Genomic DNA, 24,667 nt, shown 5'->3' on the forward strand with positions numbered 1-24,667 from the left:
GGCTCCGTATCTGAATTTGTTGTGTAATTACGCTTTTGGACGGTTCGATAGGGCTTCAGTAGTAACGGAAGACCAGGTCGGCCACGCAGCACGGCTTCGGCTCGTTCTCCACCTCATAGGTCAGCCGGTAGATCGCCTCTGCTCCGTCGGCCAGTTCGTTGACCTCCGCCAACTCCACGTGCATGCGGAACCGCGAACCGACTTTGAGGGGCGACGGGAAGCGCACTTTGTTGAGGCCGTAGTTGAGGATCACCGCGAAACCCTCGACGGTGCAGACCGACCAGAGCAAACCGGTGGACATCCCCAACGTAAGGAACCCGTGCTGAACGGTGGTTCCGAACGGACCTTGCGCCGCACGCTCCGGATCGACATGGATGTACTGCTCGTCACCTGTCAGCTTCGCGAAGGTCGTGATGTCTTCCTGTACGACGTCGACCCAGTCACTGACACCAAGTTCCGTGCCAGCTCGCTCTCGGAGTCCGGCCAGTCCGTTCATCACGATCGGCTTTCGGGTTTCGCCCGGTGCGGCACCAACACTCATCGCGCAAGCCCCTCCTCACTTTTCGAACGACCGCCGGGCCAGGCCGATCGCCTGCTGCGAGTCAAACACCCGGCGTGCCGCACAGGCCAGCGCGTTGGCCGCCTTTCCACCCAGCGAGAGTGACTACCGCGCCGGCCTCGTCGGCGGTTCGCCCGATCCGGTCCCCTACCCATGCGGTTGACATTCAATGCAAACGTTAAGTATAGTTAACGCATCGTCAGACCCAACTTGAGTGAGGAAACATGAGCAAGACAGCGCAGATCGATGAGATGGTCCGGGCCCAGACGATGGACGTGGTCCGTCGGGCCCAGGACGCAGCCGTAAAGGTCGTCACCGCGTGGACCGAAAACGCAAGCAGCATCCCCGGATTGGTTAAATTCACCGAGCAGTGGCCGACGGTCATCGACTCCGGTTTCGACTTCGCTCAGCAACTCCTGGACAGCCAGCGCGAATTCGCCGGCCGGCTCGTGGCAGTCACCGCGCGTGAGGCTGACGCGCGGTCGAAGAAGACCACTCCCCGCAAGGCTGCCGCGCCCAAAGCGGTGACGGCGAAGCCGGTCGCGGCCAAGGCCACCAAGCGCCCGGCCCGCAAGGTCACCGCGAAGTAGTTCGCGGCGGTTCGTCCCTCACCCCGGCGGTGCAGAAGACCGGCAACGGTCCAAGCCGTCGGGGTGTGGTGTTCGCCGGGGTTCGCGCTCTGCGTAATACCCTTCCGGTAGAACGGGTTTCAGGCCACATTCAACTTGTTGACCTCGGCCGGGCGGGCAGCTGCGGCTTGCGCCGGGGCCGACTGCACGAGCAGGCCTTCCAGCAGTTCCGGCGGCAGCGTGGCCTTAAGCTCACGCGCGAGGCTGCCGCACGCCATCGCGAGAGCGGCGCTGAGCGACCTCGGTTCGGTACGCAGGTCGGCGACGTGTAGCTCAAGTGCGGCAATCGCTTTGTTGCCGCTGAACACGGGCATCGCGACGGCGCCGCTTCCGTATTGCAGCTCGTCTTTGGACACCGCCATCCCGAGCCGGCGGATCGACGTCAGGTTGTGCCGGAACCGATCGGGCGAGGTGATGGTGTTCCTGGTGAACCGGGTCAAACCCTTGGCGATCAATCGTTCGGTCACCCGCGTCGGCGAGAATGCCAGCAACGCCTTACCGACGGCGGTGGCGTGCGCGGGCAACCTGGCGCCGGCGTCGAAGGCGGTCACCGGGTGATGGGGTCGCTTTTCGATGTATCTCACCGTAGTGCCGGCGAGCACGCCGAGCCTCGCCACATGTTGCGTGGCCTCGGAGAGATCATCCAGCACGCATGGGCCGCGCTCGGCCAGGGTCGGCTGCCGCCAGCCGGCGCCGAGTCGACAAAGCGAACCCGCGACCCGGTAGCGCCCCGATTCATCACGCTCGAGCAGATCAGTGGCGGCCAACTCGACGGCCAAGCGGTGCGCGGTGGAAACGGGCAGACCGGTGAGCCGGGCGATCTCAGTCAGCGAGTACACATTGCCGTCGGTGAAGGTGAGCAGGACCGCAGCGACCCTGCTGGTGACCGACTGACCAGGTTCGGTGGAATTACCGGCCATGACGCCTCCTGGCTGTGAAGAATTTGCGCCGGACTAGGCGGTTCGCGCGACGCCGTATAGGACTGAATCCTAGGCCGCAGTGGTACCGAATACCTTGGAACCACTTCCATCCAGTGGATGTGAGTTTCTTGCCGAACTCCCACGCTTGCACCGCTTGACTTTCCACTCGATCGTTAACTATAGTTAGCAACGACCAACAAGAACATCCCTCAGGAGGAGCTATGAACACCGTGCAAGAGATCGGCCAGAAGGTTCAGGAGCAGACGCTGGAAGCCGTCCGCAAGACGCAGGACGCCGCTGTTGACGCCGTCACCGCATGGACCGAGACCGCCAACAAGGTCACGCCGCAGCTGGCTGACTTCGCCAAGGGCTACGAGATCCCCGGCATGAACGAGGTGACCAAGCAGCTGCCCAGCGTCGGCGAGATCATCGACTCCAACTTCGATTTCGCGCAGCAGGTGCTTACCAGCCAGCGCGAGTTCGCCCACCGGATCGTCGAGGCCACCAAGAAGGCTGCGAAGTAACGCTCGGACCTTCCGATGAGCAAACGGGCGGCGTGCCTACCGGCGCGCCGCCCGTTCGTCGTCTCCGGGCACCGCAGTCAGACGACCACGCCCCCAGAGGTTTTGACGTCGGAGCGGGCTTACTTCAGCCGGTCCTTCACCGCTCCGAGAAACGCTTCAGACATCTCTCGCACGACCTCAGTCTGGGCGGTGACCAGGGTGCTGATCCAGTCCTGGCCGAGGTCTTTCGCGGTCTGCTCTTCCAGCTTGAGCACCCCGTTGAGCATCTTCTCGTATGCCTCCAGCCACACCAGGCCGTTCTCCTTGCTGAGTTCGAGCACCCGGTCGCTGGTCTGCTTGACGCGCTGCGCAACCGCCTCGATGTCGGGGCTCGCGGTGGTTTCGGTCATGTGTGTCTTCTCCTTTGAGTAAGCCCTGCGGTCGCTCGACAGCGGTTCGAGCCGAAGCCAGGCCTTCACCGTGAGTCTGGCACGCCGGATGCGCCGGACCCAGGCGTCGTCGGGCAGATTCCATCCAGCAAGAAGCGCTGGCCCGTTCGACCGCGAGCGGTCACTATCGATAGCAACCGATGACCGGAGGAACCGGATGCGCACCCACTCCCCACAGACCAGCGAAGTGCCGCACGCCGTCGACGGCTATGGCACCGGCAACGTTTGACGGCAATCCCCCGGCCGCGTGCCCGACGCGCCGGACAGATCGGGACGGCAGACTGCAGACGCGCCGGCAGTACGATCACCACCGGTGCGATGGGAGCGATGATGGCTAGCGTCGAAGAGCGGCCGAGCGGCAGATCGGTGACCAGTAAGGTGGTCGCGATTCTCGACGCGTTCTCCGCGGACACCCCCAGACTGTCGCTCCAGGGTCTCGCCGAGCGAACGGGGCTGCCGCAGTCGACGACCTACCGGCTCGCGAGTGAACTCGTGGAGTGGGGCGGGCTCGAGCGAGGCGCGGGCGGATACCAGATCGGCATGCGGCTCTGGGAAATCGGGGAGCTGGCGCGGCGGGGTGAGCAGCTGCGCGATATCGCGCTGCCGTTCATGCAGGACCTTTACGACGCGACCCATGAGAATGTGCACCTCGCGGTGCTCGACGGTCGCGAGGCCCTCTACATCGAGAAGATCAGCGGCCGGCGTTCGGCGCGGGTGGTGACGCGCCGCGGCGGCCGGCTCCCGCTGCACGCGACCGGCGTCGGCAGGGCCCTGCTGGCTTATGCGCCGCCCGATTTCATCGCCGACATCCTCTCCAACGATCTCAAACGCTTCACCCCGCACACCGTGGTGGCGCCGGCGCTGCTGCGACGCAAACTCGCCGAGGTGCGACGGACCGGCTTGGCCTTTGCCTTCGAAGAGATGTCACTGGGCTCGGTATCGGTCGCCGCCCCGATTCTGTCGGGTCCCGACACCGCCGTCGCTGCTCTGGCGGTTGTCGTGCGGTCGAGCCGCAAGGATGTTCAGCGGCTCGCGCCCGCCGTTCGGGCCACCGCCAATTCGCTGTCTCGCATCCTTCAGCAGCCCAACCTCACGCTCGCACCGCCGACCAACGGCCAGCCCGCACGCCGGCGCCGCGCCTCCCCCTCGCTGGTGGGCTGACGATACGGCGTTCACCAGCGCACTCCCATTGGATGAAAGTGATTCCTCGATAAATCTACCCGCCCGTGTGACTCTCGCTACATTGATAGGAACGGGAGTGCAACATGGCGGGAAATTCGACTGATCCAGGTCGATCGGTTACCAGCAAGGTCACCGCTATTCTGATGGCTTTTGCCGGTGGCCCTGTCCTCACGCTGACTGAAATTGCAAGTATCGCAAAGTTACCCACGTCCACTGCGCACCGGCTGGCCTCTGAGTTGTTGGCCTGGAGGCTGCTGGAGCGAACCGAGGACGGCGGCTACCGCATCGGGTTGCCGCTGCGGATCATCGGTAAGGGTGGCACCGATCTTGATGCGGTGCAACGGATGATCCTCACCGTGCGGGCTCGGCCGGTACTCGTCGAGTTGGCACGGACCGCCCGGGCGGACGCCAAACTCGGCGTTCTGAACGGCCATCAGGTGGTGCTTCTCGGTCAGGGCGGCCGCACGTCTGCTGCCGACATGGACACCATCGCCCCGGCGCTGCCTGCGATCAGCACCGCCATGGGAAGGGCACTGCTCGCCTTTTCCTCAACCGGCGTCGTGGATCGGGCGATTGCCGGCGGGCTGCACACCGCCCCCAAAATGCTTTCCCCGGAGAGCCTTCGGCAAGCGTTGTCTGTCATACGGCTGACACGACTTGCCAGCGTGCGCGACGAATTCGACGCCGAAAAGGTCGCCGTCGCCATGCCGGTGTTCAGCGGCGGGGGCAAGGTCGCCGCGGCGCTCGAGTTGACTGTGCACGAACCGACCACCGACATCGAGGCCGTTACCGGTGCGCTGGCCGTGGCCTGTCGGAGCCTGTCTCGGCAACTCGCCACCGAGGGAGCGCGCCACAGGGACGGCCTCAACCGTGGAGCTTCTCCATCAGCGTGAACCACACGCGAACCTCGACACGATAGGTCGGCTGTCCATCGCCGATCACGCCGCTGACATCTTGCACCCGAAATGACGTGATGCCCTCCAAGGTCAGTTGGGCACGGTCCAATGCCTCGCTCACCGCGTCCTGCACGGTCGGCCCCTCGCCGATGAGGTCGAGCGCTTTCTGCACCGCCATGGCGCCTCCCTATCCGGTGAATGCCTCGATGGTGCCCAGCCCGTCGAACTCGACGGTCACGAAGGATTTCCCCGACAGCGCGATGGGTGCGGTCAAACCACCGGAGAACACGGTCCATCCCGCCTTCAACATCGCGCCGCGCTGCGCCAAGGAATTTGCCAACCACGCCACCGCAGCCGCCGGATGTCCCATGGCCGCGGCTCCCGCAGCCGTCGCCGCGACGTCACCGTTGGCGCGGACCACGCATCCGAGCAGCCGCAGATCCCCGATCTGGTCTGGCGAAACGGACTGGGGTCCAACCAGAAATCTCGCCGCGCTCGCATTGTCGGCGATCACATCGGGCAGTCTGAACCGAAATTCCTCGTAGCGTGAATCGATGACATCGATGGCGGCACAGACGGTTTCGGTGGCCGCCAGCACACTCGACACGGTCGCCGGGGCCTCGACATCGCGGGCGAGGACGAACGCGATTTCCGGTTCCACGCGCGGATGGATCAGCCCCGACAGGTCGATCGGTGCGCCGAACGGCGCGAGCATCCCGCTCGTCACCACGCCCGACAGCGGCGAGTCGACGCCCATCGCTTCCTGCTTCGCCCGGCTCGTGAGACCGAGCTTTGCACCGACCACCCGTTCACCGGCGTCCAACTTGGCTTGCACAAACGCCTGCTGGGCCAGATAGGCGGTGTCGACGTCGAGGTCGGGGTTGGCGTCGGTGAACGCAGCGATCGGAGTGCGCTCGCGCTCGGCGACGATGAGTTGTTTGGCGATATCGTCTGGAGAAATCATGCGGCGGCCCGCGTTTGGTTGGAGAAGCGCACCGTGACCGCACCCAGGTGGGCGAACTCGGCACGGAACACGTCGCCGGGTTGTACTGCGACCATCTTGTGCACCGCTCCCGGAAGCACGACGTCACCGGCGCGCAGTTTGGCGCCGAAGCCGGCGAGCTTGTTCGCCAACCACGCCACGCAGCGCGCCGGATTACCAAGCGCGGCCGCGCCGGCGCCGGTATCGATCAACTCACCGCCGCGGGTGACCGCAACCCCGGTGAGGCGCAGGTCCAATTCGTCGACGCGGCGCAGCCGCCCGCCCATCACGATGAGCCCGGACGACGCGTTATCGGCCACCGTGTCGACCAGCTTGATCTTCCAGTCCGCCACGCGCGAATCGACGATCTCCACCGCGGGAAGCACACCCGCGATCGCCTGCAGGGCCGTCGCGGTGTTGACCCCGGGCCCTTCCAGATCGGACTCCATCACAAAGGCCATTTCGGCTTCCACCCGCGGCTGCACCATCTTGGGCAGGTCGATGACGTCACCGTCCTCGACGAACATGCCGTCGAGCAGGACGCCGTAATCCGGCTCGTCGACACCGAGCAGGTTCTGCATCGGTTTGGAGGTGAGCCCGATCTTGCGACCGCAGATCCGCTCCCCGCCGGCCACCCGCCGGTCGATGTTCAACGATTGGATCGCGTACGCGTCCTCGATCGTCAGATCGGGATACCGGTCGGTCAGCGGGGCGATCGGCACCGCGGTGGTGTCGGCCCGCCACAGCTCATCGGCCAGTTCCCGATGAAGGTTGGTTGCTTGCACGACCCCAGCATTCACCGCCAGGCGGCCCGGCGAAAGCTGCTTCCGAAGAGTGGGAATCGCCGTCGTGGTTCCGGCCAGTGGGAGGAGCAAGCGACCCGCGCGGCAAGTGTCCACCATGGAGCCATGGCATGGGATTCATCATGGGACGTCGGTCAGCAGGCCGCAGAAATGCTGGCTCCGGAATCCAACGTGGTGGGACTGGGACCAGACACCGCGGGCATCGGGGATTCGCTCACCGCCGCGGTGGGCAAGGCCGCAATGGACCCGGGGCTCATGCTCAAAGCCGCCGGAACGTTCGGCGCCGGTCTTTCCGCGATTCCGTCGACGGTGCTGTCGGCGTGGCTCAAGCCGAAATCCGGCAAGGACAACGCCGCGGCCGACCGGCGGTTCTCGGATCCGGCATGGACCGACAACCCGTACTTCCACGCGGTGCTGTTGGCGTACCTGTCCGCGTGTGATTTTGCGCGGACGATGGTCACAGAATCGCAGCTGGACCACAAGCGCGCGACCAAGGCCAAGCTGGGCCTCGAGCTGATGCTCGACGCGGTGGCCCCCACCAACTTCCTGCTCACCAACCCGACCGCGATCAAGCGCGCGTTCGACACCGCGGGGGTGAGCCTGCTCAGGGGAGCTCGCAACTTCACCTCGGATCTGATCCAAAACCGGGGTCTGCCAAGGCAAGTCGACTCCAGCCCGTTCGAGCTGGGCCGCAACCTGGCCGTGACGCCCGCCAAGGTGGTGTTCCGCAACGAGCTGATGGAACTGCTGCAGTACGAGCCGCAGACCGGCACGGTTCACGAAACCCCGGTGCTGTGCAGCCCGCCGTGGATCAACAAGTACTACATCATGGACCTGGCACCGCAGCGCAGCTTCATCGAATGGGCCATCCAGCACGGCCGGACGGTGTTTGCGATCAGCTACCGCAATCCCACCGCCGAGATGGCCCGCACCACCATGGACGACTATCTGATCTCCGGGCCGCAGCAGGCGCTCGACGTCGTCTCCGAGATCACCGGGGCGTCGAAGATCGACATGGTCGGGTTGTGCCTTGGCGGCGCGCTCACCGCGATCACCGCGGCCTACCTGAGCCAGACCGGCGACGATCGCATCGGCAGCCTCACGCTGCTCAACACCATGCTCGACTACTCCGAGCCGGGACAGTTGGGCGTGTTCACCGACGAGGAAGCGATCGTCCGGCTCGAGAAGGAGATGAAGAAGTCGGGCGGAACGCTGCCCGGCAAGTCGATGGCCGGGACGTTCGATGTGCTGCGCGCCAACGACCTGATCTTCAGCTACGTGGTGTCGAACTGGCTGCTCGGCCAGACGCCGCCGGCCTTCGACATTCTCGCCTGGAACAGCGACAGCACCCAGATGCCCGCCGCCATGCACACGTTCTACCTACGCAACTTCTACGTCAAGAACCTGCTGGCCAAGGGCGAGCTCGAGATCGCCGGCCAGACCATCGACCTGAGCGCGGTGAAGTCCAGCACCTACATCGTCAGCGCCAAAAACGACCACATCGTGCCGTGGCAGTCGGCGTACAAGACGACCGGGCTGGTCTCGGGTCCCACCCGGTTCATCCTGAGCAACGGCGGTCACATCGCGGGCATCGTCAACCCGCCCGGCCCCAAGGCGTGGTACCTGTCCAGTGACGACTATCCGGCCAACGCCGAGGACTGGGCGAGCACCGCCGACCGCACCGCGCAGTCATGGTGGGTCGACTGGGCCGAGTGGGCCGGCGAACAGGCCGGCCCGATGGTCGAGCCGCCCCCGATGGGCAGTGACAAATACCCGGTGATCGGCGACGGGCCCGGCGAATACGTCTTCAGCTGAGCCGTCCCGATCGGCCGAACCCGGCCGATCGGCTGCTGCCGATAAGCTGACGCCTCGTGCGCGCCGTCCTCATCGTGAACCCGAACGCGACGTCGACGACGCCGGCCGGACGCGACCTGCTGGCCCACGCGTTGGAGAGCCGGGTCAAGTTGACCGTCGTGCACACCGATCACCGCGGTCACGCCATCGAGATCGCCCGCGACAGCGCCCGGGACGGCGTCGACGTGCTGATCGTGCACGGCGGTGACGGCACGGTGAACGAAGTGGTCAACGGCCTCATGGAGGTCGGAGGGCCGGGGGCCGCCGCCCCGGCCGTCGGCGTCGTTCCCGGCGGTTCGGCCAACGTGTTCGCCCGGGCGCTGGGCATCAGCCCGGACCCCATCGAAGCAACCAACCAGCTCATCGATCTGCTGTCGAGCTACCGGCGCCGCAAGACCTGGCGGCGGATCGGGCTGATGGACTGCGGTGAGCGCTGGGCGGTGTTCACCGCCGGGATGGGTGTCGACGGCGACGTCGTGGCGGCGGTCGAGGCCCAGCGCAGCAAGGGACGCAAGGTCACCGCGTCCCGCTACATCCGCGTCGCGATCCGCGAAGTGCTGGCGAGCACCCGCAAGGAACCGTCGCTGACCGTGCATATGCCCGACCACGAGCCGGTGACCGGTGTGCACTTCGCGTTCGTGTCCAACGCCAGCCCGTGGACATATGCCAACCGCCGCCCGGTCTGGACCAACCCGACGACAAGCTTCGAGACCGGCCTGGGCCTGTTCGCCACGACCAGCATGAGCGTTTGGGCCAATCTGCGGCTGGTGCGGCGGATGTTGTCGCAGCGGCCGCGGATCGAGGCCAAGCACCTGGTCCGTGACGATGACCTGCCGTGGGTGCGTGTGACAAGCGACACGGCGGTGGCGTGCCAGATCGACGGCGATTACGTGGGTACGCGCGATGCGATGACGTTCACTGCCGTCCCCGACGCCCTGGGCGTGCTGGCGCCTGCGGCAAATACCCCTCTTGACCTGCACTGATGAGATCCGGCTGGCCGGTTAAGGGCGCAGGTGGATCAAGTGTAGTACAAACGATTGAGTGATCCGCTAACACCTCGGTCTAGTGAGATTGCGCACTTGTTAACTCATGAGTGTTGACATCTGTCCAGCCTGTGAAAGCATCGGAAGCAACAGTGCAGAAACATTTCCTGTGCACGCGTTAACAGCCGAAGAAAAGCTCGTGCGCCCCGCTGCGCACATGTAAGGAGTTGTGATTATGGATTGGCGCCACAAGGCGGTCTGTCGTGACGAGGATCCGGAACTGTTCTTCCCGGTGGGGAACAGCGGGCCGGCACTCGCACAGATCGCTGACGCGAAGCTTGTCTGCAATCGCTGTCCCGTCACGACCGAGTGCCTCACCTGGGCATTGGAGTCCGGCCAGGACGCTGGCGTGTGGGGCGGTATGAGCGAAGACGAGCGTCGCGCATTGAAGCGGCGTAATGCCCGCACCAAGGCCCGCAGCGGCGTCTAACCGCCGCACAAGATCAATAGATTTACGGCCCCGGCGAAAGTCGGGGCCGTAAATGTGTGCAAATCAATTTGGGTCCGTTTCGCGATACGAATAGCCATTCTGCGTGGCTCGGCCGCCCCAACTCACTGCGCGGCTCGGCCGCCCCAACTCACTGCGCGGCTCGGCCGCCCCAACTCACTGCGCGGCTCGGCCGCCCCAACTCACTGCGCGGCTCGGCCGCGGCGACCGATCGGGACCCGCAACACCGCATCCGTTCCCCCCTCGGACCCGTCATGCATATGCAGAGAGCCATCCAGCTCCGCCGAAACCAACGTCCGCACGATCTGCAGACCCAGCCGATCGGATTTCTCCAGGCTGAATCCCTCGGGTAGCCCACGGCCGTTGTCCTGCACGATGATGTCCAGCCACCGAGCCGAACGCTCGGCGCGAATGGTCACATACCCCTGCTCGGTGGACCCGTCGAAGCCGTGCTCGATCGCGTTCTGCACCAGCTCCGTGATGACCATGATCAACGCCGTGGCCCGATCGGCGTCGAGCACACCCAGATCACCGACACGGGTGATGCGCATCGGACTGTCCACTGCGGCAACGTCATTCATGATCGGAAGGATCCGGTCCACGACCTCGTCGAGGTTGACCTCCTCATCCACCGACATCGACAGCGCGTCGTGCACCAGCGCGATGGACGACACCCGGCGCACCGATTCCATCAACGCCTCGCGGCCCTCGGCGTTGTTGGTGCGCCGGGCCTGCAGACGCAGCAGCGCCGCGACGGTCTGCAGGTTGTTCTTCACCCGATGGTGGATCTCCCGGATGGTGGCGTCCTTGGACAGCAGCGCGCGGTCGCGGCGCTTGACCTCGGTGACGTCACGGATCAGCACCACCGCGCCCGCCGGCGCACCGTGCACGACCAACGGCAGCGTGCGCAGCAGAATCGCCGCACCGCCGGCGTCGACCTCCAACCGCATGCTCGATCCGCCGCTGAGCGAGTCGCGAACGTGCTCGGCCAGTTCCTCGGCTTCGAACGGGTCGGAGATCAGCGGCCGTGTCACCTCGACGAGGTCGTGCCCCTCGAGGTCGGCGGGCAGCCCCATTCGGTGATAGGCCGATATCGCGTTGGGGCTGGCGAACACCACGACACCGCCCTCGTCGAGGCGGATGAAGCCGTCGCCGACGCGCGGGCTGGACCGCGACACCGCCAGATCACCGACATTGGGGAACGTGCCCTCGGACAACATGTGCAGCAGATCGCCCGCGCAGTCCAGGTAAGCGCTTTCCAGCGGGCTGGCCTTACGCGATGCCAACGCCGTCTGGTGGGTGAGCACCGCGACGACGTCGTTGTCGTACCGCACCGGTACCGCCTCGACGTTGAGTCCGGACGAGACCGGTTGTCCGGCACTATCTCCCACGCCGATGGCGCCCGACTCGAAGGCCGCGGCGACGACGGGCATGTCCGCGGGCGCGGTCAGGGTGCTGACCGCGTCGGCCAGCAGCACCGTCGGCGCGGTATTGGGGCGCACCTGCGCCACGCAAACCAGCGAGCCGTCGTCGCGGCGGACCCACATCAAGAAGTCGGCGAAGGACAGGTCGGCGAGCAGTTGCCACTCACCCACCAACGCGTGCAGATGGTCGACCGCGTTGCCGGGCAGCACGGTGTGCTCGGCCAGCAGATCACCGAGGGTCGACATTAGAGCTCAGTCCGGCGGTGCGGCGGCGACCACGGGCCTCAGCTGATCACCGCGATGAGGTCACCGGCCTGAATCACGTCGCCGACGGACACGCTGACCTTGGTGACCGTGCCTGCCACCTCCGCCAGCACGGGGATCTCCATCTTCATCGACTCCAGCAGCACCAGGGTGTCACCCTCGCCGATCTGATCGCCCTCGTTAACCACGACCTCGAGCACACTGGCCACGATTTCAGCGCGAACGTCCTCGGCCATCTTCACCCCTTCGGTGTACATGTCGTGGGCATCCCATTCCGGCTGCCTGCCGGGTCCTATCGAACCACAACCCGGGCACGACAGCGGTGTCGGCGGGCCATGACACAATGGCATGGCGGTGTCCGCCGGTGGCGGACCCTCTCAGACCCCTGACCTACACGGAGGAACACCATGGCCAAGCGTGGCCGTAAGAAGCGCGACCGGAAGCACTCGAAGGCTAACCACGGAAAGCGGCCGAACGCCGGTTCGAAGTCGGTGCGTTAACCCCGACGGATGATGGTGGTGCGGCTGATCTCGATGCGCAGCCGCTCGCGCAGGCTGTCGGGCGCCCTTTCACCACCGCATTTCTTCGCGATCAAATGCTTGACCCGCTCCTCGACGCCGTAGTGCCGTAAGCAGGCCGGGCAGTCTTCGAGATGCTGCTTGAGCTTGTCGCGGGTTTCGGCGGTGCATTCGCCGTCGAGCAGCATCCATACCTCGGCGATCACCGCGGCGCACTCGGGATGGTCCGGGTCCACCGGGCCGACCGGCGGGGTCCATTGCTCGTCGGAACGCTCGCTCATGACGAGACCTCCTCGGGTGCGTCCTGCGCTCCGCGAACGAAGCCGCGCTCGCGGGCCACATCGGCCAGCAGCTCCCGTAACTGACGCCTGCCCCGGTGCAACCGGGACATCACCGTCCCAATCGGCGTGTCCATGATCTCGGCGATCTCCTTGTATGGAAAGCCCTCCACGTCGGCGTAATACACCGCCATCCTGAAATCTTCGGGCAAGGCCTGCAACGCTTGCTTGATTTCGCTGTCGGGAAGTCCCTCCAGCGCCTCCACCTCAGCCGACCGCAGCCCCCTCGAGGAATGCGACGCGGTGGCCGCCAACTGCCAGTCGGTGATTTCTTCGGTCGGATACTCCGCCGGCTGCCGCTGCTTCTTGCGGTAGCTGTTGATGTAGGTGTTGGTCAGGATTCGGTACAGCCACGCCTTCAGGTTGGTGCCCTCACGGAATGAGCGGAAGCCGGCGTAGGCCTTCACCATGGTTTCCTGCAGCAGGTCCTCGGCGTCGGCGGGGTTACGCGTCATGCGCAACGCGCCGCCGTACAGCTGGTCGAGCAGCGGAATCGCGTCGCGCTCGAACCGGGCCGTCAGCTCGGCATCGGTTTCCTGACGTTCGGGCGCCGACGTGTCGGGCGCGCCGTCGCGCGCTGTTCCGTCGGAGTCGGTCATCGTGGGAAACACCGTCCCTTCTGTCGCGGTGCCGCCGAACCGGCCGACCAAATCAACCGGACGCAACCGCACGTCCGTGGCCATCGCCATCGTGGGCACCTGGACCCCCTTCGCTCAATCCTAGAGGTAGAGACCGACTTGTTTCCTGATCGCCCGATAGCGCCAGGTCTGCACCGCATAACAGCACGACCACCTGCAGTTGTTCCCAGCTCACCCACAGGGTGGCCCTGCCACACCGCGAAATAGGCTGGGTCGATGGCGCGCGCGGCGACCCCGGCGATCAGGGCCCTGCTGGCCGCCGAGATTCCTCACGAGATCCTTCAGTACGCGCACGACCCTCGCCGCGAGTCCTACGGTGACGAAGCCGTCCAGGAGCTCGTGCGGGCGCAGGGGGTCAATCCCGAGCAGGTCTTCAAGACCCTGGTGGTGGCTGCCGACGGGTTGTCCAGGGGCCTGGCCGTCGCGGTGCTGCCGGTGCCGTCGAAACTGTCGCTGAAGGCCGTGGCGGCCGCTCTGGGCGTGTCGAAGGTGAACATGGCCGAACCGGCCGCGGCCGAGCGCGCGACGGGTTACGTCGTCGGGGGGATCTCCCCGTTCGGTCAGCGCAAGGCGTTGCCCACCGTCGTCGACGCGTCGGCGTTGCGGTGGAACCGGGTGCTGTGCAGCGCCGGCAAGCGCGGATGGGAGGTCGGGGTGCATCCGCGGGACCTCATCGGGCTCACCGCGGCCGTCGTCGCCGACATCCACGCCTGAAACCGGCCGCGAACGTGGGTTACCGACACGTCCCTCGCGCCCGAGGCGTGACAAAAGGCCACACTCGGCGGTCGGACGGCGTGCAGGTCATAGGGTGAGCCCCATGGCAGAAGCACCGCTATCCGGGAAAACCATGTTCATCTCCGGCGCCAGCCGCGGTATCGGCTTGGCCATCGCCAAGCGCGCCGCCGCCGACGGGGCCAATATCGCGTTGATCGCCAAGACCGCCGAGCCGCATCCCAAGCTGCCCGGCACGGTGTACACCGCGGCCAAGGAGCTCGAAGAGGCCGGCGGGCAGGCGCTGCCGATCGTCGGCGATATCCGCGACGGCGACTCGGTGACCGCCGCGGTCGCCAAGACGGTCGAGCAGTTCGGCGGCATCGACATCTGTGTGAACAACGCATCGGCGATCAACCTCGGCTCGATCACCGAAGTGCCGCTCAAGCGCTTCGACCTGATGAACGGCATCCAGGTGCGCGGCACGTACGCGGTTTCGCAGGCCTGCATTCCGCACATGATCGGCCGCGAGAACCCGCACATCCTGACGTTGTCGCCGCCGGTCCGGCTGGAGTCCAAATGGCTGAAACCGACCGCGTACATGATGGCCAAGTACGGGATGTCGTTGTGCGCGTTGGCGATCGCCGAGGAGCTGCGCGATCAGGGCATCGCCTCCAACACGCTGTGGCCGCGCACCATGGTGGCCACCGCGGCGGTCCAGAACCTGCTCGGCGGCGACGAGGCGATGGGCCGGGCCCGCAAGCCCGACGTCTACGCGGACTCCGCCTACGTCATCCTGACCAAACCCTCACGCGAGTACACCGGCAACAGCCTGCTGTGCGAGGACGTGCTGCTGGAATCCGGCGTCACCGACCTCTCGGTGTACAACTGCGTCCCAGGCGCGGAACTGGGTGTTGACCTGTGGGTGGACACGCCCAACCCGCCGGGATACACCGGGCCGTAGCCGAGGTGTTGACCGGAGCCGACTTCGACCTCGACGGCGGACAACGAGACGGGCCGATCAGCCGGTACGCCCGCGAGTTACCCGAGCACTGGTGTTTTGGCGGGCGCGCGTTCGGCGGCTACACATCGGCGCTCGCGCTGGCCGCGGTGTTCGCCCATACCGGCAGAACGGCGGCGGCGTCGCTGTCGGTGACGTTCGTGGAGGCGGGCGTGCCCGGGCCGGTCGAACTCCTCGCGCGCACCATCCGCGGTGGCCGAATCGCCGAGGCGGTGGAGGTCACGATCAGCCAGGCCGGCCGCACCATCCTCATCGCGAGCAGCTGGCTGGCCGACGGGTGGCTCGGGCCGCCTTCGGTCGACGCCCCAGTTCCGTTCGAACGCTACGGAACCGCGTCGTCACCGCTGCCGGATCCGGACGAGGGCACGCCGCTGGACTGGCTTCGAGACGAGTGGGCTCCGCTGCGGTTCGCGCGCCGCCGGGGCATCGACTACCCCGACAGCCTGACGGGGTTTCATCGGGGCCGACCCGAGGTCGCGCTGTGGGTGACGGTCGACAACGGCCAGGCAGACCACGATCCGCTGCGTCATCCGCAGCTCGGTGACGTGCTGCACGCCGACGCGCACCTCTTCGACTCCCCCGGCCAGGTGACCGGGTTCGTGGAGGCCTGGCTGTTGAGCCTGGACCTCAGCATCATCTGGCAGCCCGGCGCGCACCTGGTGCCGTCCACCGCGTGGCGGTTGTTCGAGGGCCGCGGATCGGTTGCCACCAGCGCGGTGTCGGCCTACGGCTCGCTGCGGGCCGACGACGGTTCGCTGCTGGCGGTGCTGACGTCGCAAGGCTTGGTCCGCTGACCCTCAGGTCGATTCCTGGTTCAGCATGCTGTGCACGCTGTCGGCGAACGCGGCCGTGGTGAAGCAGGTCGGCTCGGCGAACTCCTCGAGGGTCAGCGCGTCGGCCCAGTCGGCGTCGGCTGCCGCGCGCAACAGCGGTTTGGCCATCGCGACCGCATGCGACGGCATTTCCCCGATGCGTGAACACCATTCGTCGGCCGCCTCCATCAGGCGGTCGTGGGTGACCACTTCCTGCACCAGCCCCAGCCGGTATGCGGTGTGGGCATCGATGTGGTCACCGCGCAGGTAGTAGGCGAACGCCCCCTGGTATCCCAGCCGTCGCGTCAACGCCCAACTGGTGCCGACCTCGGGAATGAGGCCCAGCCGCCCGAACGCGGGCACGATCACCGCGCGCTCGCTGGCGATCACCAGGTCGCAGGTCAGTGCCCACGCCAGCCCCACCCCGGCGGCCGCACCGTTGAGCGCCGCGACGAACACGGTTTCTGAACCGGCGATCAACCTGGCGATGCCGCCGAACTCACGACGAATCCAGCGCCAGACGTCGGCCGTGCCTTCGGGCGCGCCGAGCTGTCCGACGGCGGCGTCCATCATCTTCAGGTCACCACCGGCGCTGAAACCGGGATCCGCCCCGGTCAGAACCACCGAACGCACATCCGGATCGGCGTCGAGATCCTGCAGCGCACGCCGAAGCTGGCGCACCAGCGGCGCGGACAGCACGTTGAGCCGCTGGGGTTCATCGAGGGTGACCACCGCCCGGTCGCCGCGGCGTTCGACCCGCACACGCCGTTGCGCGTCAGGATCATCTCCGGCGGCGAGCATCGTCCGGTACAGCGAGCCTGACGGTGTCATCACGTTTCCTTTCGTCGAATTTCTTTGGTGCGCAACGCCGCCCAGGCCGCGTCGGCGAAGGCTTGGACCGCTTCCGGCGGCATTGTGACCTCTGGGCCCGAGATCCAGTGGCGGCTGAACTCCTGCGCGGGACCCAGCCACAGCGCGGCGGTGATGCCGATGCGCATCGGTTGCAACATCCCGTAGCGCTGATGTGGACGCCACCAGTCGCGCACCGATCCGAAGAAGGCCGCGTTGGACTCGCGCAACCGCTCGCTGTCGAGGCGGTCACCGAGCAGCAGCTTGGCCTCGCCGCGATGGGTGCTCACCCAGTCGAGGTGGTAGGCAACGCCGCCGCGGATACCGCCTTGCGCGGTGTCGTGGCCGCGCAGCATTTCGAGAAACCCGGCCTGGTACTGACCGATCAGCTGCGCGTAGACGGCCGTGGCCAGCGAGAGCTTGTCGGGAAAGTGGTGATACAACGCGCCGACGCTCACGTTGGCCTCGCGGCGCACCTGGTCCAGCGTTGCCGACAGCGCGCCGTCAGCAGCAAAACAGCGCCGCGCCGCGGCAAGTAACCGGCTGCGCGCATCTGTTCCCGCCGCACTCTCGGGCACGAGGATTACTCTAGCCTGACCGAGGAATCCTCTGTCAAGATGAGCCGACCGATCGTCGTCCGTGGCCAGCCGGCGTTCAGGCCATGCAGAGGTCGGTGCCCAGCAGCAGCAGCGGCCAGAGCAGCGTGGTCTGCACGAACGCCGCGATCTCGGCGCCCGCGGGCAGACGGGTCTGCAGCGCGGTCTCGATGGCGCGCACCTGCTCGGCGTCGAAGAAGGCCCAGACCAACCCGATCAGCAGATAGGGAATCGCGAGCCACATCGCGGTCTCGATCATCGCCGCGACGCTCGCCCGCCGGCTCAGCACCCGGCGCAGCACGGTCACACCAGCGCGCGCTGCTGGCGGACCCGGCGGCGCACATCGGCGAGCAGGACGTAACTGCCGCCCTGGCGGATGAACACGGGCAGGAAACGGTTGGCGAACGCGACGAGCAAGAACAACCTTTCGAACTGGCGCTGCCGGAAATCACCCCACCCCAGGCCCATCGCATCGCGGAAGACCGGGGCGAGAAATCCCACCGTGAGGAACTTCAACAGCGGCCGAAACGGAATGCCCAGAAGCGGATTGATCATCCGCAGGTTCAGCATCTCGAGCAGATAGTCGCGGACGCGGTCGTCGATCGTTATCTGCCCGCACGCCTCGGTCCAGTACGCGTCGAACTCCGCGCGGGTGGGCGGCCATTGGTCCTCGCTGACCTGCAGCGTGGTGCCCAGCGTCCACGCCGACCGGTAGAACTGCTCGGACTGCTCGGGCGTCATCTCACCGCGCAGCAGTTGATAGGTGTCCTCCATCCCCACGAAAAGACATGCCGCTACCCACATTTGAAGATCACGATCGAACGCGTTGTAGCGCACGGGGCTGTCGGGGGTGGACTGGACGTGTCGGTGCGACTCGTTGACCGCCTCCCGGAACGCCGCACGGTCCTGTGGGCTTCCGAGGATCGCGACCGCCAGATACTGGAACGTGGTTCTGGCCCGTTTCCACGGATGCTTCAACAGGTTGCCGGAATCGACCTTGCTCTCGACGACGCCGTATCCCACGCCGGGACGCGACAGTTGCATGATCACGTTGGCCGCCCCTGCGGCGAACGCCCAGAAGTCCATCGCCTCGGCGGCGGTGACCGGTTCGGTGTCCCAGCGCGCGGTGCGCCTGCGGATGGTGATGCGGGTGTCGGCGGCCGTCATGTCATGCATACCGTCGAGAAGAGCAGCACCGGCCAGGCGGCGACGGAGCCGAGCAGGGCCATCAGTCGGTTCACCCCGTTGGTGTTGATCGCGTTGACGTAGTCGAGGTGAAACGCCGTCCACACCGCTCCGACGACCAGGTAGGGCACGGCCAGGATGATGGCCGTGCCGATCCACTCGGCGATCGTCATCTCGAAGCCCAGGATTTTGCGAACCGCGGTGAGCACGCTCATATGTTAATCATCATTCATGTTTGACGACCCCGTTTCCCACAGCGGCCCGTGGGTTTGTTCGACACGGATGTGAATCGTTGTTACCTATCGCAGCGTTGCCGGTTCGGATTCCGGCTCGGCCGGCTCGATCAACTCGGGACCGTTGTTGCGCACATTGTTGACCAGCCGGGACACCTCGCGTATCTCGATCCGGTCCAGATCCCCATGGCCACGCAGCAGGCCCTCGTCGATCGGGGCATCCGGATCCAGCCAGCGGTCCCAGTCGTTCTTGGAGATGCTCAGCGGCATCCTGTCGTGAATTTCGGCCAGCGGTCCGGCCGCATCGGTGGTGATGATCGTGCAACTCAACAGCGGCGCCGCCGAGGACGACCCGGACCCGTCTCGGGGCCGCCACGTCGACCACAGCCCCGCCATGAACAGCGGCTCGCCGTCGGCGCCGTACATGTAAAACGGCGTCTTCGGCGCTTTCTTCCCCGACGCCAGCTCGCCGTTGGGTCGCCATTCATACCAGCCGTCCATCGGCACCAGGCAGCGCTTGTTCTTCGCCGAGTTGCGAAACGCCGGGGACGTGGTCACCTTCTCTGCCCGCGCGTTGATCAGCAGCGGGCCCTTGGTATCCGGGCCGCCGTCCTCGGCGGTCTTGGCCCACGGCGGCACCAACCCCCAGCGCATCGAGCGGATCCGGCGGATCGACTCGTCGTCGGGATCGGTGTGGCGCTTGACCACGGTGCTGATGGTGGTGGTCGGCGCGACGTTGTAGTTGGGTCCGGCCGTGTCCTTCTGGGCCGCCGTGGTTTCGTCGATCGCCTTGATCTTTTCGGCCAGCAGCGCCGGATCTGTGGTCACCGCGAATCGTCCACACATGAGTCCCATGGTGGCAGAAACCGGCGACATGCCGGAGCTGGCAGGCTATCGGGCAGGATAGAACCGTGAGCACCTGGCAGGCACCGACGGCGTCTGGGCCCGTGCACGCCACGGTCACCGTGCCCGGGTCGAAATCGCTGACCAACCGGGCACTGATCCTCGCGGCGCTGGCGACACCGCAGGGCCCTTCGACCATCAGCGGTGCGCTGCGCAGCCGCGACACCGACCTGATGATCGCGGCGCTGCAGGCGCTGGGCGTCACGATCGAGGGCGACACCGACGAGTTGACGGTCAGCGGCGCGATCGACCCACCCCGGGGCGCGCACGTCGACTGCGGGCTGGCGGGCACCGTGCTGCGGTTCGTCCCGCCGGTGGCCGCGCTGGGCACCTCGACGATCACCTTCGACGGTGACGAGCAGGCGCGCAGCCGGCCGATCGCGCCGCTGCTCGACGCGCTGCGCACCCTCGGCGTGCAGATCGACGGGGACGGCCTGCCGTTCTCGGTACGCGGCCGCGGGTCGGTCGCAGGCGGCACGGTGCGCATCGACGCGTCGGCGTCGTCGCAGTTCGTTTCCGGGCTGTTGCTGTGCGCCGCGGCGTTCAGCGAGGGGGTGACGATCGAGCACACCGGTGCGGCGGTCCCCTCGGCGCCCCATGTGGCGATGACGGTGGCGATGCTGCGCGACGCGGGCGTCGACGTCGACGACGGCCAGCCCAACCGGTGGCGCGTCGCCCCTGGTCCCGTCGCGGCGCGGCACTGGACCATCGAGCCCGACCTGTCCAACGCGGTGCCCTTCATCGCCGCGGCGGTCGTCAGCGGCGGAACGGTGCGCATCACCGGCTGGCCCAGGGTCAGCGTGCAGCCCGCCGACTCGATCACCAGAATCCTGGCAAAGCTGGGTTGCGTTGTGCAGCACAGTGATACGTTTCTCGAGGTGCACGGATCCCACCTTTACGGCGGCATCGACATCGACATGAACGACGTCGGTGAGCTGACGCCGGCGGTGGCCGCACTCGCGGCGCTGGCGTCGGCGGGGTCGGTGTCGCGGCTGCGCGGTGTCGCGCACCTGCGTGGTCACGAAACCGACCGGCTCGCAGCGTTGTCGGCAGAGATCAACGGTTTGGGCGGCCAGTGTGAGGAGACGCCCGACGGGCTGAAGATCGTCGCTCGGCCGCTGCGCGGTGGGTTGTGGCGTTCGTATGCCGACCACCGGATGGCGACGGCGGGGGCGATCGTCGGGCTGCGGGTGCCCGGGGTGGAGGTCGACGACGTCGAGACCACCTCCAAGACGCTGCCGGACTTCCCGGAGATGTGGGCCGAGATGATGTCCGGTCAGGCGGCAGATCCCGAGGCAGGCGCTTGAGCCGTCGCGATTACGACGAGTCCGATGTCCGGGTGCGCCCCGGCCGGGGCTCACGGCCGCGCACCAAGATCCGACCCGATCACGCCGACGCGCAGGAAGCGATGGTGGTGACCGTCGACCGCGGCCGGTGGGGTTGCGCACTCGGCGGTGATCCGAGCCGCCGCGTCACCGCGATGCGCGCCCGCGAACTCGGCCGCACCCCGATCGTCGTCGGCGACGATGTCGACGTGGTCGGCGACCTGTCGGGCAGGCCTGACACGCTGGCCCGCATCGTGCGCCGCGGGAAACGTCGAACGGTGCTGCGGCGCACCGCAGATGACACCGATCCTACCGAGCGCGTCGTCGTCGCCAACGCCGATCAGCTGTTGCTCGTAGTGGCCCTGGCCGACCCGCCGCCGCGCACCGGCCTGGTCGAGCGCACGCTCATCGCCGCCTATGCCGGGGGTGTCACGCCGATCCTGTGTCTGACCAAGACGGATCTGGCCGCACCGGAGCCGTTCGCGGCGCAGTTCGCAGACCTCGACCTCACGGTCGTGACCGCGGGCCGCGACGATCCGCTCGACGCCGTCGCGCCGCTGCTGACCGACAAGGTGACCGTGCTGCTCGGGCACTCCGGCGTCGGCAAATCGACGTTGGTGAACCGCCTTGTGCCGGAAGCAGAACGGGCCACCGGTGCGGTGACCGATATCGGCCGGGGTCGGCATACGTCGACCCAGTCGGTGGCGCTGCCGCTGAGCCTGGGCGGTTGGGTGGTCGACACGCCGGGCATCCGCTCGTTCGGGTTGGCCCACATCGAACCCGACGATGTGATGCAGGCGTTCTCCGATCTGGCCGAGGCGGTCAAGGACTGTCCGCGCGGCTGTGGTCACATGGGTCCGCCCGCCGACCCGGAGTGCACCCTCGACGCGCTGACCGGCGCCGCCGCCGGTCGCGTCGCGGCGGCCCGGCGACTGCTGGCGACCCTTCGAGAGAAGTAGTCCCGTTCTTTGCGACGTGTGTCTGCGGCGGACACGCCGCGCATTTGGCGACGCGGAACTAGACAGCACCACCCGTGGACAAGCTGTGGCTCACGCGCTCGCGGCGAGGCGCCTCTCCCGACGACGCGACCTGACCGCGGCGATCGAGGACTTCAGCCCCCGACGCTGGGTCGGCTCGAGTTCGGCGAACATCCGCTCGCTGCGGGTTTCCGGCGCATCGTCGGGGGTGTCGCGCAGGTACTTGTCCGGCAGGGACAGTTTCGCGATGGTCCGCCATGTCTTGGCGTACTGCATCAGGAAAGACCCTGTGGTGTACGGCAAATCGTACTTGTCGCAGATCTCGCGCACCCGGATCGAGATCTCGTGGAGCCGGTTGCTCGGCAGGTCCGGATACAGGTGATGCTCGATCTGGTGGCACAGGTTGCCGCTCATGAACCGCAGCACCGGGCCGTTCTCGAAGTTGGCGCTACCCAGCATCTGCCGCAGGTACCACTGACCCTTGCTCTCGCCGACCATGTCGGTCTTGGTGAACTTCTCTGCGCCATCGGGGAAATGGCCGCAGAAGATCACTGCGTTCGACCACACGTTGCGGATGATGTTGGCCACGACGTTGGCCTTCAGCGTCGACTTGTACGTCGCGCCGGGCGACAGTGACGTCACCGCGGGATAAGCGACGTAGTCCTTGAAGACCTGGTTGCCGGCCTTGACGCCGAACTCCCGCACGCGCTTGAGCGTCGCTTGGCGGTCGTCGCGCCCCTTGAAGATCTTGCCAAGCTCCAGGTGCTGCAGGCCGACGCCCCACTCGAACAGCGTCGCGAGCATGGTGTTGAACAGTAGGTTGAAAGCGTTGTGCGGCTTCCACTTCTGGTCGCGGGTGACGCGCAGCAGACCGTAGCCCACATCGTCGTCCATGCCGAGGATGTTGGTGTACTTGTGGTGCATGAAGTTGTGGGTGAAGCGCCAGTGCTTGGACGACCCGCTCATGTCCCACTCCCACGTGGAGGAGTGGATCTCGGGATCGTTCATCCAATCCCATTGACCGTGCATGACGTTGTGGCCGATCTCCATGTTCTCGATGATCTTGGCCACGCCGAGCGTGACGGTGCCCGCCCACCACGCGGTGCGCCGCGAGCTGGCGGCCAGTACGACGCGGCCGGCGATCTCGAGTGCGCGCTGCGAGGCGATGGCCCGCCTGATGTAGCGCGCATCGCGCTCGCCGCGGGAGTCTTCGATGTCTTGGCGGATCGCGTCCAGTTCGACGGCCAGACTCTCGATGTCGGCATCCGTCAGATGCGCGAACTGTGGTACGTCAGTGATCGCCATGGTCAGCCCTCCTCTCGCGTGCCTACGTTAACGTAACCTACGTACCCGTAGGTTACCAGCCAGTAAACCTCAGACATCGAGGACACAATCGCCGGATGCCGCGGAAATACAGGTCTGAATCCGGCTGCCCGGTTCGTGTTCGACGCCCGAGCGCAGGTCCCGGACGTGGCCGTCGAGCAAGCCGACCACACAGGACTGGCAGATGCCCATCCGGCAGCCGAACGGCATCCGAACGCCGACCTGCTCACCGGCGTCCATCAACGGCGTCGCGGCGTCGACGGTGACCGATTTGCCGCTGCGCGCGAACTCCACGGTGCCGCCCTGCCCGTGCACCGCAGCCCTCGACAGCGCGAAGCGCTCGAGATGGAGGCGTTCGGCCAAGCCGGCAGCGCTCCACGCGCGTTCGGCCGAGTCCAGCATCCCCTCGGGCCCGCACGCCCAGGTCTGCCGCTCGCGCCAGTCGGGCACCTCGTCGGCCAACCGGGACATGTCCAGGCGACCCTGTTCACGGGTGGTGCGCACGCGCAGCGAGTAGCCGGCGTGCGCCGCCGCCAAGTCCGCCAGCTCGGATGCGAACATCACATCGGATTCCGTTGGCGCCGAATGTAAGTGGATGACGTCGGTGACCTGATCACGCCGCACCAGGGTGCGCAGCATCGACATCACCGGGGTGATGCCGGAGCCGCCGGTGAGGAACAGCACTTTGGGTGGGGCGGGGTCGGGCATGATGAAGTTGCCCTGCGGCGCGGCCAGCCGCACGATCGTGCCAGGCGCAACCCCGCTGACCAGATGGGTCGACAGGAACCCCTCGGGCATGGCTTTGACCGTGATCGTGATCGTCTTCTTGGCGGCGACCGGGCTCGATGTCAACGAATAGGACCGCCACCGCCAGCGACCCTCGACGAGAACCCCGATGCCGATGTACTGGCCCGGTTCGTAGTCGAAGGAGAACCCCCAGCCCGGCTTGATGACCAGGGTCGCCGAGTCGACGGTCTCCTGGCGCACCTCCTGGACCCGTCCCCGAAGCTCCCGCGCCGACCACAACGGGTTGGCGAGCTGGAGGTAGTCGTCGGGCAGCAGCGGGGTGGTCACCCGCGCCACGACGGTGCGCAGCGCGTGCAGGGCCGGATGCCGCTTCGCGCCGGCGATGGTCGGCCGGTCGGTGTCACGGACGTTGGCCGAGATCTTGACGGTGTTCTTGGCCACGGAACCTACGCTACCGTAACCTACGGTCCCGTATCCAGTTTTCGGATGCAGGAAACTGAGCTGGTGCAGTGGGTATCCCCGAGCTCACCTGCCG

The 24,667-nt window shown here is 66.5% G+C and carries 31 protein-coding genes; 13 read left to right on the forward strand and 18 right to left on the reverse strand.

Going from position 1 to position 24,667, the window contains the following annotated elements:
• Positions 1–55 precede the first annotated feature (55 nt).
• Positions 56–496 carry a MaoC family dehydratase gene (locus K3U96_RS19070; protein WP_220690749.1) on the reverse strand — a complete coding sequence of 147 codons (441 nt, stop codon included), beginning with the start codon at positions 494–496 and terminating at the stop codon, positions 56–58.
• A gap of 287 nt (positions 497–783) precedes the next feature.
• On the opposite strand from K3U96_RS19070, the gene K3U96_RS19075 reads away from it, so the two are divergent.
• Positions 784–1,149 carry a hypothetical protein gene (locus K3U96_RS19075; RefSeq protein ID WP_220690750.1) on the forward strand — a complete coding sequence of 122 codons (366 nt, stop codon included), beginning with the start codon at positions 784–786 and terminating at the stop codon, positions 1,147–1,149.
• 119 nt (positions 1,150–1,268) lie between these two features.
• Here K3U96_RS19075 and K3U96_RS19080 read toward each other — a convergent pair whose 3' ends face one another.
• On the reverse strand, positions 1,269–2,108 hold the full coding sequence (locus tag K3U96_RS19080; protein WP_220690751.1) for an IclR family transcriptional regulator: 840 nt from the start codon (positions 2,106–2,108) through the stop codon (positions 1,269–1,271).
• Positions 2,109–2,329: 221 nt separating this feature from the next.
• Between K3U96_RS19080 and K3U96_RS19085 the strand changes: the two genes are divergently transcribed.
• Entirely contained in the window at positions 2,330–2,632 is a 303-nt protein-coding gene (locus K3U96_RS19085) for a hypothetical protein (protein WP_220690752.1), read from the forward strand.
• Between the two features lie 119 nt (positions 2,633–2,751).
• Here the strand turns inward: K3U96_RS19085 and K3U96_RS19090 are convergent, their stop codons facing one another.
• Positions 2,752–3,021: a hypothetical protein gene (locus tag K3U96_RS19090; protein ID WP_069406756.1), complete on the reverse strand. Its 270-nt coding sequence runs from the start codon at positions 3,019–3,021 to the stop codon at positions 2,752–2,754.
• A 369-nt stretch (positions 3,022–3,390) separates the two neighbouring features.
• Between K3U96_RS19090 and K3U96_RS19095 the strand changes: the two genes are divergently transcribed.
• On the forward strand, positions 3,391–4,221 hold the full coding sequence (locus tag K3U96_RS19095; protein WP_220690753.1) for an IclR family transcriptional regulator: 831 nt from the start codon (positions 3,391–3,393) through the stop codon (positions 4,219–4,221).
• Between the two features lie 104 nt (positions 4,222–4,325).
• A complete protein-coding gene (locus K3U96_RS19100) occupies positions 4,326–5,135 on the forward strand; it encodes an IclR family transcriptional regulator (protein WP_069406758.1) in 810 nt (269 codons plus the stop codon).
• Here K3U96_RS19100 and K3U96_RS19105 read toward each other — a convergent pair.
• Genes K3U96_RS19105 through K3U96_RS19115 form a run of 3 tightly spaced genes read right to left on the reverse strand, consistent with a single transcriptional unit; the run spans position 5,107 to position 6,905 of the window.
• A complete protein-coding gene (locus K3U96_RS19105; protein ID WP_069406759.1) occupies positions 5,107–5,316 on the reverse strand; it encodes a dodecin family protein in 210 nt (69 codons plus the stop codon). The two genes, K3U96_RS19100 and K3U96_RS19105, sit on opposite strands and share 29 nt — an antisense overlap.
• A 9-nt stretch (positions 5,317–5,325) precedes the next feature.
• Complete coding sequence (locus K3U96_RS19110) at positions 5,326–6,102, reverse strand: 2-keto-4-pentenoate hydratase (protein WP_069406760.1); 777 nt, start codon at positions 6,100–6,102, stop codon at positions 5,326–5,328.
• Positions 6,099–6,905, reverse strand: coding sequence for a 2-keto-4-pentenoate hydratase (locus K3U96_RS19115; protein ID WP_230982202.1), 807 nt, complete (start codon positions 6,903–6,905; stop codon positions 6,099–6,101). Before K3U96_RS19115 ends, K3U96_RS19110 begins: the two co-directional genes overlap by 4 nt.
• A gap of 123 nt (positions 6,906–7,028) precedes the next feature.
• Here K3U96_RS19115 and K3U96_RS19120 point away from each other — a divergent pair, with 123 nt between their 5' ends.
• From K3U96_RS19120 to whiB1, 3 genes are all read left to right on the forward strand, one after another.
• A complete protein-coding gene (locus K3U96_RS19120) occupies positions 7,029–8,738 on the forward strand; it encodes a PHA/PHB synthase family protein (protein WP_069406762.1) in 1,710 nt (569 codons plus the stop codon).
• A 56-nt stretch (positions 8,739–8,794) separates the two neighbouring features.
• Positions 8,795–9,760: a diacylglycerol/lipid kinase family protein gene (locus K3U96_RS19125; protein WP_220690755.1), complete on the forward strand. Its 966-nt coding sequence runs from the start codon at positions 8,795–8,797 to the stop codon at positions 9,758–9,760.
• Between the two features lie 235 nt (positions 9,761–9,995).
• On the forward strand, positions 9,996–10,250 hold the full coding sequence (gene whiB1, locus K3U96_RS19130) for a transcriptional regulator WhiB1 (protein ID WP_014208822.1): 255 nt from the start codon (positions 9,996–9,998) through the stop codon (positions 10,248–10,250).
• A gap of 200 nt (positions 10,251–10,450) precedes the next feature.
• Here whiB1 and K3U96_RS19135 read toward each other — a convergent pair whose 3' ends face one another.
• Positions 10,451–11,938, reverse strand: coding sequence for a two-component system sensor histidine kinase PdtaS (locus K3U96_RS19135; protein WP_220690756.1), 1,488 nt, complete (start codon positions 11,936–11,938; stop codon positions 10,451–10,453).
• Between the two features lie 38 nt (positions 11,939–11,976).
• Positions 11,977–12,192 carry a biotin/lipoyl-binding carrier protein gene (locus tag K3U96_RS19140; protein WP_220693588.1) on the reverse strand — a complete coding sequence of 72 codons (216 nt, stop codon included), beginning with the start codon at positions 12,190–12,192 and terminating at the stop codon, positions 11,977–11,979.
• A 171-nt stretch (positions 12,193–12,363) separates the two neighbouring features.
• Here K3U96_RS19140 and K3U96_RS27220 point away from each other — a divergent pair, with 171 nt between their 5' ends.
• Entirely contained in the window at positions 12,364–12,456 is a 93-nt protein-coding gene (locus K3U96_RS27220; protein ID WP_003882799.1) for a 50S ribosomal protein bL37, read from the forward strand.
• On the opposite strand, the gene rsrA is transcribed toward K3U96_RS27220, so the two are convergent.
• Together rsrA and K3U96_RS19150 are read right to left on the reverse strand one after the other, a co-directional pair.
• Positions 12,453–12,755, reverse strand: coding sequence for a mycothiol system anti-sigma-R factor (gene rsrA / locus K3U96_RS19145; RefSeq protein ID WP_220690757.1), 303 nt, complete (start codon positions 12,753–12,755; stop codon positions 12,453–12,455). The two genes, K3U96_RS27220 and rsrA, sit on opposite strands and share 4 nt — an antisense overlap.
• Positions 12,752–13,411, reverse strand: a complete 660-nt coding sequence (locus K3U96_RS19150; RefSeq protein ID WP_220693589.1) for a sigma-70 family RNA polymerase sigma factor — start codon at positions 13,409–13,411, stop codon at positions 12,752–12,754. Before K3U96_RS19150 ends, rsrA begins: the two co-directional genes overlap by 4 nt.
• Positions 13,412–13,666: 255 nt before the next feature.
• On the opposite strand from K3U96_RS19150, the gene ybaK reads away from it, so the two are divergent.
• From ybaK to K3U96_RS19165, 3 genes are all read left to right on the forward strand, one after another.
• Positions 13,667–14,164: a Cys-tRNA(Pro) deacylase gene (gene ybaK, locus K3U96_RS19155; RefSeq protein WP_220690758.1), complete on the forward strand. Its 498-nt coding sequence runs from the start codon at positions 13,667–13,669 to the stop codon at positions 14,162–14,164.
• A 103-nt stretch (positions 14,165–14,267) separates the two neighbouring features.
• Positions 14,268–15,125: an SDR family oxidoreductase gene (locus K3U96_RS19160; RefSeq protein ID WP_069404397.1), complete on the forward strand. Its 858-nt coding sequence runs from the start codon at positions 14,268–14,270 to the stop codon at positions 15,123–15,125.
• The gene (locus K3U96_RS19165) at positions 15,083–15,976 is read left to right on the forward strand and encodes an acyl-CoA thioesterase domain-containing protein (protein WP_230982203.1); all 894 of its coding nucleotides are present in this window, start codon (positions 15,083–15,085) and stop codon (positions 15,974–15,976) included. The genes K3U96_RS19160 and K3U96_RS19165 overlap by 43 nt, the downstream gene beginning before the upstream one ends.
• A 3-nt stretch (positions 15,977–15,979) precedes the next feature.
• Here K3U96_RS19165 and K3U96_RS19170 read toward each other — a convergent pair whose 3' ends face one another.
• From K3U96_RS19170 to K3U96_RS19195, 6 genes are all read right to left on the reverse strand, one after another.
• On the reverse strand, positions 15,980–16,825 hold the full coding sequence (locus K3U96_RS19170; protein ID WP_220690759.1) for an enoyl-CoA hydratase/isomerase family protein: 846 nt from the start codon (positions 16,823–16,825) through the stop codon (positions 15,980–15,982).
• Positions 16,825–17,421 (reverse strand): TetR/AcrR family transcriptional regulator, encoded by a 597-nt coding sequence (locus K3U96_RS19175; RefSeq protein WP_220690760.1) that lies wholly within the window; start codon positions 17,419–17,421, stop codon positions 16,825–16,827. Before K3U96_RS19175 ends, K3U96_RS19170 begins: the two co-directional genes overlap by 1 nt.
• Before the next feature lie 76 nt (positions 17,422–17,497).
• Entirely contained in the window at positions 17,498–17,746 is a 249-nt protein-coding gene (locus K3U96_RS19180) for a hypothetical protein (protein WP_230982204.1), read from the reverse strand.
• Positions 17,743–18,606, reverse strand: a complete 864-nt coding sequence (locus K3U96_RS19185; protein WP_220693591.1) for an oxygenase MpaB family protein — start codon at positions 18,604–18,606, stop codon at positions 17,743–17,745. The genes K3U96_RS19180 and K3U96_RS19185 overlap by 4 nt, the downstream gene beginning before the upstream one ends.
• Positions 18,603–18,839, reverse strand: a complete 237-nt coding sequence (locus K3U96_RS19190; protein ID WP_084222987.1) for a hypothetical protein — start codon at positions 18,837–18,839, stop codon at positions 18,603–18,605. The genes K3U96_RS19185 and K3U96_RS19190 overlap by 4 nt, the downstream gene beginning before the upstream one ends.
• Positions 18,840–18,923: 84 nt before the next feature.
• Positions 18,924–19,703, reverse strand: a complete 780-nt coding sequence (locus tag K3U96_RS19195; RefSeq protein WP_220690761.1) for an SOS response-associated peptidase — start codon at positions 19,701–19,703, stop codon at positions 18,924–18,926.
• 65 nt (positions 19,704–19,768) lie between these two features.
• On the opposite strand from K3U96_RS19195, the gene aroA reads away from it, so the two are divergent.
• Positions 19,769–21,067, forward strand: coding sequence for a 3-phosphoshikimate 1-carboxyvinyltransferase (gene aroA / locus K3U96_RS19200; RefSeq protein WP_220690762.1), 1,299 nt, complete (start codon positions 19,769–19,771; stop codon positions 21,065–21,067).
• Positions 21,064–22,044, forward strand: coding sequence for a ribosome small subunit-dependent GTPase A (gene rsgA, locus K3U96_RS19205; RefSeq protein WP_220690763.1), 981 nt, complete (start codon positions 21,064–21,066; stop codon positions 22,042–22,044). The genes aroA and rsgA overlap by 4 nt, the downstream gene beginning before the upstream one ends.
• Before the next feature lie 90 nt (positions 22,045–22,134).
• Here the strand turns inward: rsgA and K3U96_RS19210 are convergent, their stop codons facing one another.
• Together K3U96_RS19210 and K3U96_RS19215 are read right to left on the reverse strand one after the other, a co-directional pair.
• The gene (locus K3U96_RS19210; RefSeq protein ID WP_220690764.1) at positions 22,135–23,367 is read right to left on the reverse strand and encodes a fatty acid desaturase family protein; all 1,233 of its coding nucleotides are present in this window, start codon (positions 23,365–23,367) and stop codon (positions 22,135–22,137) included.
• Between the two features lie 69 nt (positions 23,368–23,436).
• Positions 23,437–24,573 carry a ferredoxin reductase gene (locus K3U96_RS19215; RefSeq protein WP_220690765.1) on the reverse strand — a complete coding sequence of 379 codons (1,137 nt, stop codon included), beginning with the start codon at positions 24,571–24,573 and terminating at the stop codon, positions 23,437–23,439.
• Between the last annotated feature and the right edge of the window lie 94 nt (positions 24,574–24,667).

This window comes from Mycolicibacterium holsaticum DSM 44478 = JCM 12374 (assembly GCF_019645835.1).
GTDB classification, from domain to species: Bacteria; Actinomycetota; Actinomycetes; order Mycobacteriales; family Mycobacteriaceae; genus Mycobacterium; species Mycobacterium holsaticum.

What these genes read in the sequence shown, in the direction of transcription:
- K3U96_RS19070 (WP_220690749.1), bottom strand. Translation starts at nt 496, where the DNA reads ATGAACGGACTGGCCGGACTCCGAGAGCGAGCTGGCACGGAACTTGGT.
- K3U96_RS19075 (WP_220690750.1), top strand. Translation starts at nt 784, where the DNA reads ATGAGCAAGACAGCGCAGATCGATGAGATGGTCCGGGCCCAGACGATG.
- K3U96_RS19080 (WP_220690751.1), bottom strand. Translation starts at nt 2,108, where the DNA reads ATGGCCGGTAATTCCACCGAACCTGGTCAGTCGGTCACCAGCAGGGTC.
- K3U96_RS19085 (WP_220690752.1), top strand. Translation starts at nt 2,330, where the DNA reads ATGAACACCGTGCAAGAGATCGGCCAGAAGGTTCAGGAGCAGACGCTG.
- K3U96_RS19090 (WP_069406756.1), bottom strand. Translation starts at nt 3,021, where the DNA reads ATGACCGAAACCACCGCGAGCCCCGACATCGAGGCGGTTGCGCAGCGC.
- K3U96_RS19095 (WP_220690753.1), top strand. Translation starts at nt 3,391, where the DNA reads ATGGCTAGCGTCGAAGAGCGGCCGAGCGGCAGATCGGTGACCAGTAAG.
- K3U96_RS19100 (WP_069406758.1), top strand. Translation starts at nt 4,326, where the DNA reads ATGGCGGGAAATTCGACTGATCCAGGTCGATCGGTTACCAGCAAGGTC.
- K3U96_RS19105 (WP_069406759.1), bottom strand. Translation starts at nt 5,316, where the DNA reads ATGGCGGTGCAGAAAGCGCTCGACCTCATCGGCGAGGGGCCGACCGTG.
- K3U96_RS19110 (WP_069406760.1), bottom strand. Translation starts at nt 6,102, where the DNA reads ATGATTTCTCCAGACGATATCGCCAAACAACTCATCGTCGCCGAGCGC.
- K3U96_RS19120 (WP_069406762.1), top strand. Translation starts at nt 7,029, where the DNA reads ATGGCATGGGATTCATCATGGGACGTCGGTCAGCAGGCCGCAGAAATG.
- whiB1 (WP_014208822.1), top strand. Translation starts at nt 9,996, where the DNA reads ATGGATTGGCGCCACAAGGCGGTCTGTCGTGACGAGGATCCGGAACTG.
- K3U96_RS19135 (WP_220690756.1), bottom strand. Translation starts at nt 11,938, where the DNA reads ATGTCGACCCTCGGTGATCTGCTGGCCGAGCACACCGTGCTGCCCGGC.
- K3U96_RS19140 (WP_220693588.1), bottom strand. Translation starts at nt 12,192, where the DNA reads ATGGCCGAGGACGTTCGCGCTGAAATCGTGGCCAGTGTGCTCGAGGTC.
- K3U96_RS27220 (WP_003882799.1), top strand. Translation starts at nt 12,364, where the DNA reads ATGGCCAAGCGTGGCCGTAAGAAGCGCGACCGGAAGCACTCGAAGGCT.
- rsrA (WP_220690757.1), bottom strand. Translation starts at nt 12,755, where the DNA reads ATGAGCGAGCGTTCCGACGAGCAATGGACCCCGCCGGTCGGCCCGGTG.
- K3U96_RS19150 (WP_220693589.1), bottom strand. Translation starts at nt 13,411, where the DNA reads ATGACCGACTCCGACGGAACAGCGCGCGACGGCGCGCCCGACACGTCG.
- ybaK (WP_220690758.1), top strand. Translation starts at nt 13,667, where the DNA reads ATGGCGCGCGCGGCGACCCCGGCGATCAGGGCCCTGCTGGCCGCCGAG.
- K3U96_RS19160 (WP_069404397.1), top strand. Translation starts at nt 14,268, where the DNA reads ATGGCAGAAGCACCGCTATCCGGGAAAACCATGTTCATCTCCGGCGCC.
- K3U96_RS19170 (WP_220690759.1), bottom strand. Translation starts at nt 16,825, where the DNA reads ATGACACCGTCAGGCTCGCTGTACCGGACGATGCTCGCCGCCGGAGAT.
- K3U96_RS19185 (WP_220693591.1), bottom strand. Translation starts at nt 18,606, where the DNA reads ATGACGGCCGCCGACACCCGCATCACCATCCGCAGGCGCACCGCGCGC.
- K3U96_RS19190 (WP_084222987.1), bottom strand. Translation starts at nt 18,839, where the DNA reads ATGAGCGTGCTCACCGCGGTTCGCAAAATCCTGGGCTTCGAGATGACG.
- K3U96_RS19195 (WP_220690761.1), bottom strand. Translation starts at nt 19,703, where the DNA reads ATGTGTGGACGATTCGCGGTGACCACAGATCCGGCGCTGCTGGCCGAA.
- K3U96_RS19210 (WP_220690764.1), bottom strand. Translation starts at nt 23,367, where the DNA reads ATGGCGATCACTGACGTACCACAGTTCGCGCATCTGACGGATGCCGAC.